This window comes from Arthrobacter sp. 2MCAF15 (assembly GCF_052115605.1).
Classification (GTDB): Bacteria; Actinomycetota; Actinomycetes; order Actinomycetales; family Micrococcaceae; genus Arthrobacter.
On the sequence record NZ_JBFRGZ010000038.1, the window covers coordinates 1 to 11159 of the forward strand.

Genomic DNA, 11159 nt, shown 5'->3' on the forward strand with positions numbered 1-11159 from the left:
AAACGCGCCCAGGGAAACGCGCCCAGGGAAAGAAACACAACGCCGCCGTCATCTGTCTGGCCCGGCGCCGCTGCGACGTCATCTACTGCATGCTCAGACACGGCACCTTCTACGACGAGAAGCCCACCCAGGCAGCTTGACCAAGAGCATAGGGACACCCCCCTTCCCGCGGGCGACGGGGGCTGTTACGCCGCTGACCCCTCCCCTAAACTGCATGTCTCGTGTCACCTAGCCGCTGTGCAGGGTCTGGTCAGAAACGGGCTCGTCTGTGCTCTGGACAGGCCAGCCGGAACTTTGTAAATTCGGAACTGTCCTGGTCGACCTTTCCGGGTCGGGGACGCTTTGCCGTCGGGTGCACGGCGGCAAAGACAGCCGCTGTAGCAGAACGGTGGCATAAGGATGCACCCGCGGAGAAGGGCCCGATGATGGCCACCTCGCACTTCGAACGATTCCTCCTTGACGCCACGGTCCCGGATGAAACCCACTGGCCGCTGGGACCGGATTGCCTCTACGGCCTGTACACAAGCTGGTGCCGGCTCCACAACATCACGCCCGTGGAGGACATCACCTTCCGATCTGCCATGCGACGCTGCGGCGTCGATCTGCGCAACAGCCACCGGCGGATGACAGGACAGGCCGCCACGGACTACATCCTGGCCAGCTACCCCGCGACGGCCTGACCAGGTTCCATCGACGGCCCCGCGCCCGGATGCCCCCCCCGAGATGGACTGAACCACCTGTCGTACCAGCGACTGGAACCCTGCTTCCTGCTCGACAGGCCGGTCCTTCGACGCTAAGTGGCCGCCCGATTGAGGTTCCATGCAGTCATGGATCGCCGCGATGAGGACGGCCCGGCCTGGGGGCTTGCCGCCCTTCCGCGTGCCCGCGCACAATCGTTCTGTCCGGCTATGTCGGGCCGCCCGATATGACGGCGCCKGGGCCGACCCTGTGGGCCGTCATTCGTCCGCAGGGCGACTCTGGACTATTTCCAAGCATGCTAATAGGTCTGGAACCGACTGAGGCTGGTGAGGATCCGGGCACGGAATTGGGCCGGAGCTGAATTAGGCACTCCCGCCCACGCCACGGGCACATAAGACGGCCAGCACCCGCGGTGTCCGGACGCGAATAAAGCTTGCTCCCGCCTGAAGTACAGCCAAGCGACACGGCTGGCCGGATAGTCAACACTTGAGGAACCCGGACCCCGTACGCCGGTGACGGTTTATGGCCGGTTCGGGAGCCGCGGGCTCGTGGGACTGCCGGTGCGCCACGGTACATCGGGCCGGCGCGGAAACATCCCAGGCCGGCTTCGAGCCTGATCCTATGCCGCGATGGACCGGTCCTGAGAGCGCACTCAGAACATCGTCCGCGGGCTATTGCGCACTACTAAGCATGCTGATTAAATTTTGTTACGGCCGCATCCACGACCGCATTACCGAAAGGATGGACAGTCATGGGAATTCTCGGATTTCTCCTTCTCGGACTCATCGCAGGCGCCATAGCCAAGGCGATCCTGCCCGGCCGGCAGGGCGGCGGCTGGGTGATCACCCTGGTTCTGGGCGTCGTGGGCGCAATCCTCGGCGGCTGGATCGGCTCCCTGATCTTCGGCGGAGGCCTCGGTGACTTCTTCGACCTGCGAACATGGCTCCTCTCCATACTCGGCGCCGTCATTGTGCTCCTGATCTTCGGCGCAGTAGCCGGCCGCAGAAGCAGGGTATAGAGGCCGCAGGACCATGTCTGCCCGGTGGGGCGGACCGGCGTTCCCGACAAGTGGCCGCGGGCCGGCCGTATAAGAACGGCTACCAACCTCCGATCGGCACTCCTGTCTACTTGCCGCCGAGAGTCCCCCTCAACGGGATCTAAAGACCATGACGTAATACCGGCAAACAGCGGGGTATTCGCCTCCCGGTCCCCCGAGCAGTCCTCACCGCAGCGCGCGGCGCCTCCAAGCACTGGTCAGGATCGAAGGACTGCCCAGTATCGGTCGGGTACTTCATTAGGGGTTCCCGATCAGCCAAAACTATTTCAAGCTATGAGATCCAAGGAAACGTCATGCTCACCATCGAACAAATTGATCGTTTGCTCAGCCAAGGCGCAAATGTTCTTTCAGGGGACGGAGAAAAGATCGGCTCCATCAGCCAAGTCTTCGTCGACAACGAAGGCGGGCAGCCGAGCTGGGTGACCGTCCGCACAGGACTGTTCGGTATGTCCGAATCATTCGTGCCCCTTGAAGGGGCCCGGGCACAGGGAGATGACATCGTCGTCCCCTACAGCAAGAACCAGGTTAAGGACGCGCCAAGGATCGACGCCGATCGGGCACTCGAGCCAGATGAGGAAGACCGGCTGTACCAGCACTATCAGCTCGAGACCGGGCACACCTACACCGAAGCGACTGCAGATACACCAGATTTATCTGAGGAGCCCGGGACTGAACGCACCGTAGCACCACCCACCCCCGGCTATGACGCCACGGCTCCAACCACCGACAGCCCAACCGAACAACGAGACACCACCGCACGCGAGCCATCCGAGACCACCCGCGCCCCCGGTTATGACACCACYGCTCCCGCCACCGATGACGCCCSGGCCCCCGCCGCACCAAACACCACAGCAACAGACCGCGGCGCCGAGCAGCAGGCCACCGCCGCCCCCACCGGCACCCCCGGCTACGACACCACCGCTCCCACCACCGATGACGCCCCGGCCCCCGCCGCACCAAACACCACAGCAACAGACCRCGGCGCCRAGCAGCAGGCCACCGGCCGGGGACGCTTGCGCAAATACGTCACCACGGACTACGTAACCAGGACGGTTCCAGTGCAACGGGAAGAAGTACGGATCGAGCGGGAACCGATTGCCGAAGACGACCGCGGCGAATTGGCGGACCGTGCCGACGATGAGAACGAGGTCATCCTCCACGAAGAACGTGTCATCGTCACCAAGGAGACCGTCCCGGTCGAACGGGTCCACATCGGCACGGAAACGGTCACCGAAGACGTGACCATCAAGGAGAAAGTCCGCAAGGAACACTTCGACACCGCAGGACGCGAAGAGAGCGGTGGCTGAACTTCGAACCAGCAAATGGCCCGGGCAGGACCAGTCGCCCTGCCCCGGGCCCGGGCGTTGGATCAGGCTCCTTGGAACAGGATAAAGATCTATCTGCTGTTCGTCAGCTCGGGTTTATATCAACCTGCCCCTTATCTGGACGCCCAACCCACGAGTTCACCGACGGCCTCCATCGGTTCTCGGGTGCGGTAAGACTGGGACGGATTGCCGGCGCACTTCTTATCAGTCACGTTGGGGTCATCTTCCGGGGTGCACGTCGGTTCCACGATGTAGATCCGTTACCGAAAAGCGTTCGGCGGCGACTGACAGGGGTCAGCCGCCGAAACGAACGGTGGTCACCAGGAAGATCAGTGCGAAGAGACCGGCCACAAGCATCGCCGCCCTGGGGTTGCCAAGGTTCAGGGTCCATCCAATGCCGAACCGGCGCGGCACAAGCAGTGCGCGGTCTTCCCGGTGGATGTAGAACAGGCCGCCGCGCCAGTATTTGTCATCGTCCCGGTGCGTCAGACCCGTTTCCTCCTCGCCTTCTCCCCGTTCCACATTGTTTCTGGCCAGCACTGCAACGGTGACCACGACGGCGGCCAGGATCGGGAGCGCGACCACCAGCGGCGCCCACGGCGTGAGGGTCCCGGTCCACATCAGCAGCGATGCTCCCAGCATTCCCACATCGATCATCGCGACCAGTCCAAGCAGTGCCTTGGCGCCCAGTGAGATGTAGTGCCGTGACCAGCGTGCGGAGCCGGCCGGGTGTGCCGGGTCGAGGTCGGGCCTGCTGCGGACGATCGCGGCCGCCATTCCCGCGAGCAGTGCCGTCATGCCGATTTGCACGAACACGAGTGAGAAAGCCGCGCCGACCGACTTGGTGACCACCCGGTTCGGCACACCATTAGCGCCGAAGTGAACCACCAGCGCCTCGGGCATCGATGGGTAGCTGAGCACACCGAACAGCACCGTGGCGACGGTGATGATCAGTGCCGGGGTCAGCCAGAGCCACGGGAACCGGGGCGGGTCGGTCCGCAGTTCGGTGTCCACCGCGATGCCCTGGTGCAGGCCGTTGTACCAGCCCCCGGCGGTCTTTGCTGCCCGGATTTCCTGGTGGGCCAGGAAGAAGCATCCGTACCAGACGCCGTCGAGCACCAACACCGACACGGGCAGCAGCAGCGGGTCCCCGGTCACCGCGTAGATACCAACACCGATCCCGGTAACGGCCAACCCGCCGACGAGTACCCTCCACCGGTAGATGCGGGACTGCCGGACCACCGTCGGGTCCCCGGCATACTGGGCCGGCACCCGGACCCCGAAGGGCACGGTCGGACTGGTCACCGACGGCAGCACAAGCGCGAGCAGGAGCACAAGTGCCAACAACACACAGCTCAGGACGACGGCGGCGCTCATGGCATCTTCTGCCGCTGCGTGGTAACGAATGAATCGAGTACGGACCGGCAGGTCTGGAGGACCTCGTCGGCCGGCAAACCTCTGGCAACGGCCTCAGCCAGCAGAGTCCGGGCCCTCGCCGTCCATTCGGAGGGAAACGGCGGGCCCGCGACCGCCGGGACCACGACCGCACCGGTCTTGCGACTGAGGCGGATCAGCCCCTGCTGGCGCAGGAGGTCATAGGCCTTGTTCACCGTGTGGAAGTTGATCCCGAAATCCGCAGCAAGGGTCCTCGTGGCCGGCAACGCACTGCCTTCGGTCAAGACGCCCTCGGCGATCGCTTCCACAATCTGGTCCCGAAGCTGCTGATAGATCGGCACCTCACTGTCCAGGTCGACTTTGAGGATCATCACTCCGCCTTCCGCCCACAGCAACTCTGCTATATATCAGTTATAGAACAATTAACCGGCGACGTCGCTGGGAAATCTCGGTCGTGGCGTACGGACGTCAATTCAATTAACGGGGCCGAGTGAACATCTCCATGAGCGGCATCGAAGCTGTCGCCAGAACCGCTCTGGCGCCTCAAACATGCGGGCTGAATCCCGGTGGTTGCAAGAAAACGCCCCCACCCATTTCGGGTGAGGGCGTCTCTACTCGGGCCGTGCCACCTGGCGGCGGTGGCCCGCCCCCGACAACGGTTGCCCCGGGCCACTTCCCAGTCAAAATGATATGGAAGCCGTGCAGTCCCTGACAACGTTTGACTCGCAAATCGTCTCGACCTATGGTTGTTCAGTTCCGCCGCGACCCCCCAACAGTGACGGGACATCAATGAACACCCCCGTGCCGATGATCTCCCCCAGGTCAGGTACGGGGGTGTTTTTTCGTCTCCGGTCCCATGCCTTGTGGATGGCTGTCCCCAACCGGCTCCGCGCTTGGACGCGGAGCCAGCCCGACAGGAAGTCGGCCTGAGGAGTGTGCCGGAGGATCGCGTCCGTGACGCGCGCCGCATCCCGGCACTGCTCGGTCCGTGCCAGCTGCCGCTCCCCGGGGCTCCGCCGGAGATCGTTGCGCTCCTGTGTCTTCCGCGCCCGGAACCAATGCCGGACACTATGTTCAACGGTGCCGTCTGCGCGCCGGGGAAGGCAGCGCCGTCATGACCGCTTCGATCAGACTGGTTGCGGTGACCGGGCACCAGAAAACGGAGCCTGCACGCTTCCCTGTCCGGCCCCTGACACCCGATGATCTTCCCGAACTGGCCGCTCTGCACCGGCACGTGTACGCCCGTGATGACGCGCGGGGGCGGGGTGGCGACCCCGGCTGGATCGGCACCCCCACATCCGAGGGCCACCGGACCGCCGAAGCAGCGTCCCTGGTAGCGACCGGGCCCGACGGGCAGATTACGGCCGCCATCATCATCACTGAACGCTACGGCGAAGCAGTCATCGATGAACTCTTCACCCACCCGGACCACCGCCGCCAAGGCCTCGCCGAAGAACTCCTCCGACACTGCCTGCACGCCCTGCACACCCTGGGCAGCACCACCGTGACGGTCACCGTCGATGAAAACAACTCGGCGGCGATGGCCCTCTACCTCTCCAGGGACTTCCACCGCCCCACGGACGATGACACGGAATACGACTACGACTGAATAACCGGTGACTGTGACAGGTTGGGACGGCCCCGGCAGGACGGATGTTACTGGCCGCACGTCGTGGTTGTGATGGCGATGCCGATGGCGCCGGTCCAGGAGCATACTGAAGCATGAGCGATGTTGGAGACTTCTTGGCCTGGGTCAAGTCCGAATTGCACGAAGCGGAGCTGGCCCTGCATAACGGCGACCCGGGCCCTCGCCGCGAGATTTGGTCCCGCAATGAACCGGTTAGCGTTCTGGGGGCCTGGCGCAACGCCGCTGGACTCGATGAGCTGGACCAGCTCTTCACCGCACTGGGACAGAGTTTCTCTGACTGCACCTCCTACGACTTCGAACTGCAGACTTACGACGTCGCAGGCGGCATGGCGTACACGGCCGGCATGGAACACATTTCCGCCTCCGTGGACGGTGAACCGCGCACTTTCACGCTGCGGGCCACACAGGTATACCGCCACGAAGACGGCCAATGGAAAGTAGCCCATCGCCACGCCGACACATTAACTCCTGGCACCTAGGCCACAGAATACCGGAGCCTTCCCCAGGCAGTCGTGTACGAACTACATGGTGCGACTTGGCGACTTCGGTGGCGTCGCTTAGCGGTGGACCCATTCCACCTGGCCGGAGCCGCCCACACCCCGGATGAACATGTTCAAGAGTCCAATCGGTCAAGTCCCTCCGTGAATCAGCGCGTGGGGGCCCCGGGCTCGGCGAGCGGGTGCTCGCGCTGGATCTGGGCGACCTTCGGATCGTTCTCGTCGGCGCCGTAGTCCGAGCGGCGGGTGATGTCCTTCCCATCGGGGAGTTTCATGGCGTGGAAGAGAACTGAGAGTGCTGCGGCGACGATGAGGTTGATCGCAAAGGCAACGACGGCGATGTAGACCTGTATGTCCGTGCCGGGGATGGGAGCGATGGAGCCGCCAAAGTTGGCTTTCGTGACGGGGTTGACCACGTTGTAGGCGGCGATAGTGCCGTAGATGATTCCGGCTGCCCATCCACCGAAGAGGGCCCAGCGGTGGAACCAGCGGGTGTAGAGCCCGGACACGATCGCCGGGAAGGTCTGCAGGATCCAGATACCGCCGAGGAGCTGCATGTTGATTGCTGCCGACTGGTCCATGGCGATGACGAATATCAGTGCGCCGAATTTGACCACGAGCGATGCGATCTTGGAGACGCTGGCTTCCTGCCGGGGAGTGGCGTCGGGCCTGATCAGATCGCGGTAGATGTTGCGGGTGAACAGGTTTGCTGCCGCTATTGACATGATCGCGGCCGGAACCAGCGCGCCGATGGCGATGGCGGCCAGGGCGATACCGGCAAACCAGGCCGGGAATTGGTCCAGGAACAATTGCGGCACGACCAGTTGCGGGTTCACGGTTCCGTTCAGGTCGACGGGATTGGTTCCGGCAAGAATGGCCACGTAGCCCAGCAACGCCAGAAATCCCAGCATCAATGAGTACAAAGGGAGAACGGCAGCATTCTTGCGGATAGTGTTCCTGCTCTTCGTTGCCAGAACGCCCGTGATCGAATGCGGGTACATGAACAGCGCCAAGGCCGAGCCCAGAGCCAGTGTCCAGTAGGCGGAGTAGCTGGAGGCTCCGGGAATGAAGATTCCAACAGGTTTGCCGGTGGCCGGGTTGGTGGCACCCAGTTTCGTCTCGGCAGAGTCGAAGATTGGCCCCCATCCCCCGAATTTGATCGGCAGGTAGATGACTGCAACGATCACCGCCAGGTAGATCAGCAGGTCCTTCACGACGGCGATCAGGGCCGGAGCCCGCAGGCCAGACGTGTAGGTGTAGGCAGCCAGGACGACGAAGGCGATGATCAGCGGCAGGTCCGTCAGGAGTGCGTTCTCGGCGCTGCCCAGTCCCAGCACGGTGAGGACGGCCTTGATGCCTACGAGTTGCAGCGCGATGTAGGGCATGGTCGCAACGATGCCGGTAACGGTGACGGCAAGGGTAAGCGCCCTGCTGCCAAAGCGGCCGCCGATGAAGTCAGCGGGCGTGACGAACCCGTGCCGGTGAGAGACGGACCATAGCCGGCTCATCAGCAGGAACACAATCGGGTACAGGACGATCGTGTACGGCACGGCGAAGAATCCGCTCACGGCCCCGGTGGCCCACATCGCAGCCGGAACGGCCACGAAAGTGTAGGCCGTGTACAGGTCCCCGCCCAGCAGGAACCACGTCACCCAGGTGCCGAATCCCCGGCCGCCAAGGCCCCACTCGTCCAGGCTGTGCAACCCGGTGCCCTCGTCCCGACGCCACCTCGCGGCGACGAACCCGAGGGCCGCCACCAAGACGAAGAGGATGACCACAATCGTGAGCGGAACCCAACTAATGGGCCTGTCCGGAGCGGCCAGCGGCACTACGCCTCCGCTCATGACTCCTCCTCGGTGTCTGAGCGCCCCTGCACTGATTCGCGCCGGCGACGGTCTTCCTTGCTGATCAGCCGGTAGGAGACCCCCACCAGGGCCGACGTGATCGGAATCCACATCATCTGATACCAGTAGAAGAACGGCATGCCGGCCAAGCGCGGCTCATCGAACGAATACGTCGGCACTAACAGCGGAACCACAATGGCGATGGCCAACAGGATTCCGGTGATGATGTACGGACTGGGCCTGGCCGGACCGCGGGTTGGCACATCAGGAATGGACATCGACGCCTCCTCATCGAGACGGCCCCGGAGCGGGAAGGCTTCCCGGGATGTGCCGGCGGCCTGTGGACCGTGTGTCAAGCGGTCTTTACCAACAGGATAGACACTGGACTTATTGTCCAACAGGGCAAAGGCGAGCCCGCCTCTTTCAGGCGCCTTGTCACCTGAGCGCTGATCAAGCGGCCGAGACCCAGAAGCATCACGATGTCCCCGATGCCATGACAGAACCCTTTCGGCGCCCAGAGCGATGGCGCCGGCAGCGTTCAACGTTCAGAACTTCACGGGGACAGGATGTAGCGGTGTTCCGGCCGGCCCGCCGAGTTGCGGAACTTACGGTCGGATGTTGGCATCCAACCGGCCCATTTATCCCGGCGCATGTTTCGGCTTCTGGTCTTGAGGCAAGGTAATCGAAGGCAGCCCAACGCGTCCGGCCACGCCGGCCTACCCGCGATCACGCGCCGACGACTCTTGGGAACCTGTTGTCTGGAATTGACCGGCGCTCATCAGAGAGGTGGCCCGGGAGTTTCAACGCCACACCCGGCCACCCACCCTGACGTGCCGCCCCGCAGCGGGCGAACAGCCACAGTACAAGAAAAGATAGGGAGGCATTTCTGTACAAAGCCGGGCGACCATAGCGCCCTCGGTGAAGCGGGAGCAGTATGAGGGAATGAACCCTTCGAGCGCCGACGCTCCAGCGCAGGGTGGCTCCCGTAATTACCAGTTCCGCCTGCACCCGTGGAACCGCTACGTGGCCCTGGGCGATTCGTTCACTGAAGGTGTCGGAGATCCGGAACCGCGGAGCCCGGGGGGTCTGCGGGGCTGGGCGGACCGGGTCGCCGAAGAGTTGAGTATTGGGCACAAGGATTTCGCATACGCGAACCTGGCAGTCCGCGGGTTGCTGGTCCGACAAATCCTGGATGAGCAGGTGGGTCCTGCGCTGGCGCTGCACCCGGATCTGATAACACTCAACGCCGGGGGCAATGATCTGATCTTCCACCGAAGCGACCCCGACAAACTCTCGGTCCGCCTCGATGCCGCTGTGGAACTACTGGCCTCCACGGGGGCAACGGTGGTGCTGTTCGCCGGCCCGGACTGGGGCGCGACGCCGGTACTGGGACAGATCCGCGGGAGGGTGGCAATCTTCAATGAGAACCTGCACATCATCGCCGCCCGCCACGATGCTGTGATCGCCGACCTCTGGGCACTGCGTCAGCTCACGCACCCGCTGATGTGGGACCCCGACCGGCTGCATTTCTCCCCGCTGGGCCAGCACACTATTGCCATCATGGTGCTGGACACCCTCAACGTCCCCCACAACCTGGAGCCGATGACACCGAAAGTCCTGCCCGAGCGTGGCTGGCGCGGGGCCAGGACCGATGACCTCGTCTGGGTCCGCGAACATCTGGTCCCCTGGGTCCTTCAACGCCTCAAACAACGGATCGCCGAAGAAGATCGGCACGCCAAAAGGCCCGACGCCGGCCCCGTGTTCGGCGCCCGGATGCCGCCCGGGACCTTCATTGGAAACGGCCCCTCGGCCTAGCCTCCCGGCGCCGGCACCCCCGAAGACCTATCCGTCACATTCGCTGCAGAGCATCATCCCGTTCCCTCGCGCGCCAACTCATAACAGAGCCCGCCGCGAGCGGTTGCTCCAGGCAGATAGTCAGGTGCTCACGCCGTTCCGGGTCCTTGACGGAGAACTGCCAGGACGGACATCACCTCAATGACGGAGTCCAGGCCGAAGCCAATATGGGCCGCGGAGTCAGCGACGCCGCCGGCCCACAGCGCCACCACGACAGCGATGAGGTTGTAGGTGATGGTCGCGCCGCGAACAACCGGATCCTGAGGCTCAGCACGGCGCGGCTCTCCGCTCTTTGCCTGCAGCAGAGACGTCATACCAGGCACTCCCTGTCCGGGGCGCAGCACGCCGGGTCGACCGCCAGGACTACGCCGATCACGTCCTTGATGGTGTGGCCCAGCCGGGCGTCCGCGAGTTCATACCGGCTCCGCCGTCCATCGGTAACGGCAACGACCAGGCCGCCGCCGCCCAGACAGGTCGACGGGTCGCTTCTCCGGTGATGGCTATTGCAAGCTTGCTTAGCATTTCTTAGGGTATTGCTGGGATACGGCCCGTCGCGAACGCGGGCCTCCGGCATACACCGCTTGCCGGGTCTCCGACGGAACGGCTCCGCGTCCAAGCGAGATGCCGTCCCGGCGGGGCATCTGTCGGCGGCGCACCGCAGGATTCTTCGTCTACGCGCGGATCATCTTAGAGTCACCGCGACGTCCCCGGGGAATCATGTCAAGATGCCCGCCTGGGTTGTTTCGTGGAATCATTTGGTTTTGCCCGGATGGCGGGCTGGGGTTTGGTGCCCTGTTTCGCGGTGGTCAGTGTCAGGAGTTCGGCGCTGAGTGCCTGGAT

At 63.8% G+C, this 11159-nt stretch carries 10 protein-coding genes and 4 pseudogenes; 7 read left to right on the top strand and 7 right to left on the bottom strand.

Annotated elements, in window-relative coordinates; genetic code table 11:
* The 4 genes and pseudogenes from AB4089_RS22645 to AB4089_RS22660 form a co-directional block, all read left to right on the top strand.
* Positions 1 to 140: pseudogene (locus tag AB4089_RS22645) on the top strand (IS110 family transposase); the annotation flags it as partial.
* Positions 141 to 422: 282 nt separating this feature from the next.
* Positions 423 to 680 carry a hypothetical protein gene (locus AB4089_RS22650; protein WP_441411517.1) on the top strand — a complete coding sequence of 86 codons (258 nt, stop codon included), beginning with the start codon at positions 423 to 425 and terminating at the stop codon, positions 678 to 680.
* Between the two features lie 770 nt (positions 681 to 1450).
* A complete protein-coding gene (locus AB4089_RS22655; protein ID WP_441411518.1) occupies positions 1451 to 1717 on the top strand; it encodes a GlsB/YeaQ/YmgE family stress response membrane protein in 267 nt (88 codons plus the stop codon).
* Between the two features lie 332 nt (positions 1718 to 2049).
* Positions 2050 to 3063, top strand: a complete 1014-nt coding sequence (locus AB4089_RS22660) for a PRC and DUF2382 domain-containing protein (protein ID WP_441411519.1) — start codon at positions 2050 to 2052, stop codon at positions 3061 to 3063.
* 143 nt (positions 3064 to 3206) lie between these two features.
* Here AB4089_RS22660 and AB4089_RS22665 read toward each other — a convergent pair.
* From AB4089_RS22665 to AB4089_RS22675, 3 genes and pseudogenes are all read right to left on the bottom strand, one after another.
* Positions 3207 to 3338: pseudogene (locus tag AB4089_RS22665) on the bottom strand (NAD(+)--rifampin ADP-ribosyltransferase); the annotation flags it as partial.
* 37 nt (positions 3339 to 3375) lie between these two features.
* Positions 3376 to 4458, bottom strand: a complete 1083-nt coding sequence (locus AB4089_RS22670; protein ID WP_441411520.1) for a DUF1648 domain-containing protein — start codon at positions 4456 to 4458, stop codon at positions 3376 to 3378.
* Positions 4455 to 4847: a GntR family transcriptional regulator gene (locus AB4089_RS22675; protein ID WP_441411521.1), complete on the bottom strand. Its 393-nt coding sequence runs from the start codon at positions 4845 to 4847 to the stop codon at positions 4455 to 4457. Before AB4089_RS22675 ends, AB4089_RS22670 begins: the two co-directional genes overlap by 4 nt.
* A 743-nt stretch (positions 4848 to 5590) precedes the next feature.
* Between AB4089_RS22675 and AB4089_RS22680 the strand changes: the two genes are divergently transcribed.
* Both AB4089_RS22680 and AB4089_RS22685 read left to right on the top strand, forming a co-directional pair.
* Positions 5591 to 6085 carry a GNAT family N-acetyltransferase gene (locus AB4089_RS22680; protein ID WP_441411522.1) on the top strand — a complete coding sequence of 165 codons (495 nt, stop codon included), beginning with the start codon at positions 5591 to 5593 and terminating at the stop codon, positions 6083 to 6085.
* Between the two features lie 113 nt (positions 6086 to 6198).
* The gene (locus tag AB4089_RS22685) at positions 6199 to 6603 is read left to right on the top strand and encodes a nuclear transport factor 2 family protein (protein WP_441411523.1); all 405 of its coding nucleotides are present in this window, start codon (positions 6199 to 6201) and stop codon (positions 6601 to 6603) included.
* Positions 6604 to 6770: 167 nt separating this feature from the next.
* Here AB4089_RS22685 and mctP read toward each other — a convergent pair whose 3' ends face one another.
* Positions 6771 to 8465: a monocarboxylate uptake permease MctP gene (gene mctP / locus AB4089_RS22690; RefSeq protein WP_441411524.1), complete on the bottom strand. Its 1695-nt coding sequence runs from the start codon at positions 8463 to 8465 to the stop codon at positions 6771 to 6773.
* Entirely contained in the window at positions 8462 to 8743 is a 282-nt protein-coding gene (locus tag AB4089_RS22695) for a DUF3311 domain-containing protein (RefSeq protein ID WP_441411525.1), read from the bottom strand. The genes mctP and AB4089_RS22695 overlap by 4 nt, the downstream gene beginning before the upstream one ends.
* Before the next feature lie 664 nt (positions 8744 to 9407).
* On the opposite strand from AB4089_RS22695, the gene AB4089_RS22700 reads away from it, so the two are divergent.
* A complete protein-coding gene (locus AB4089_RS22700; protein WP_441411526.1) occupies positions 9408 to 10280 on the top strand; it encodes an SGNH/GDSL hydrolase family protein in 873 nt (290 codons plus the stop codon).
* A gap of 115 nt (positions 10281 to 10395) precedes the next feature.
* Here the strand turns inward: AB4089_RS22700 and AB4089_RS22705 are convergent.
* Both AB4089_RS22705 and AB4089_RS22710 read right to left on the bottom strand, forming a co-directional pair.
* A pseudogene (locus tag AB4089_RS22705) lies at positions 10396 to 10593 on the bottom strand (cation transporter); the annotation flags it as partial.
* A gap of 36 nt (positions 10594 to 10629) precedes the next feature.
* Positions 10630 to 10863 (bottom strand): annotated as a pseudogene (locus AB4089_RS22710) (transcriptional regulator); the annotation flags it as partial.
* Between the last annotated feature and the right edge of the window lie 296 nt (positions 10864 to 11159).

Coding starts and splice junctions, on each gene's coding strand:
- AB4089_RS22650 (WP_441411517.1), top strand. CDS start 423: ATGATGGCCACCTCGCACTTCGAACGATTCCTCCTTGACGCCACGGTC.
- AB4089_RS22655 (WP_441411518.1), top strand. CDS start 1,451: ATGGGAATTCTCGGATTTCTCCTTCTCGGACTCATCGCAGGCGCCATA.
- AB4089_RS22670 (WP_441411520.1), bottom strand. CDS start 4,458: ATGAGCGCCGCCGTCGTCCTGAGCTGTGTGTTGTTGGCACTTGTGCTC.
- AB4089_RS22675 (WP_441411521.1), bottom strand. CDS start 4,847: ATGATCCTCAAAGTCGACCTGGACAGTGAGGTGCCGATCTATCAGCAG.
- AB4089_RS22680 (WP_441411522.1), top strand. CDS start 5,591: ATGACCGCTTCGATCAGACTGGTTGCGGTGACCGGGCACCAGAAAACG.
- AB4089_RS22685 (WP_441411523.1), top strand. CDS start 6,199: ATGAGCGATGTTGGAGACTTCTTGGCCTGGGTCAAGTCCGAATTGCAC.
- mctP (WP_441411524.1), bottom strand. CDS start 8,465: ATGAGCGGAGGCGTAGTGCCGCTGGCCGCTCCGGACAGGCCCATTAGT.
- AB4089_RS22695 (WP_441411525.1), bottom strand. CDS start 8,743: ATGTCCATTCCTGATGTGCCAACCCGCGGTCCGGCCAGGCCCAGTCCG.
- AB4089_RS22700 (WP_441411526.1), top strand. CDS start 9,408: ATGAACCCTTCGAGCGCCGACGCTCCAGCGCAGGGTGGCTCCCGTAAT.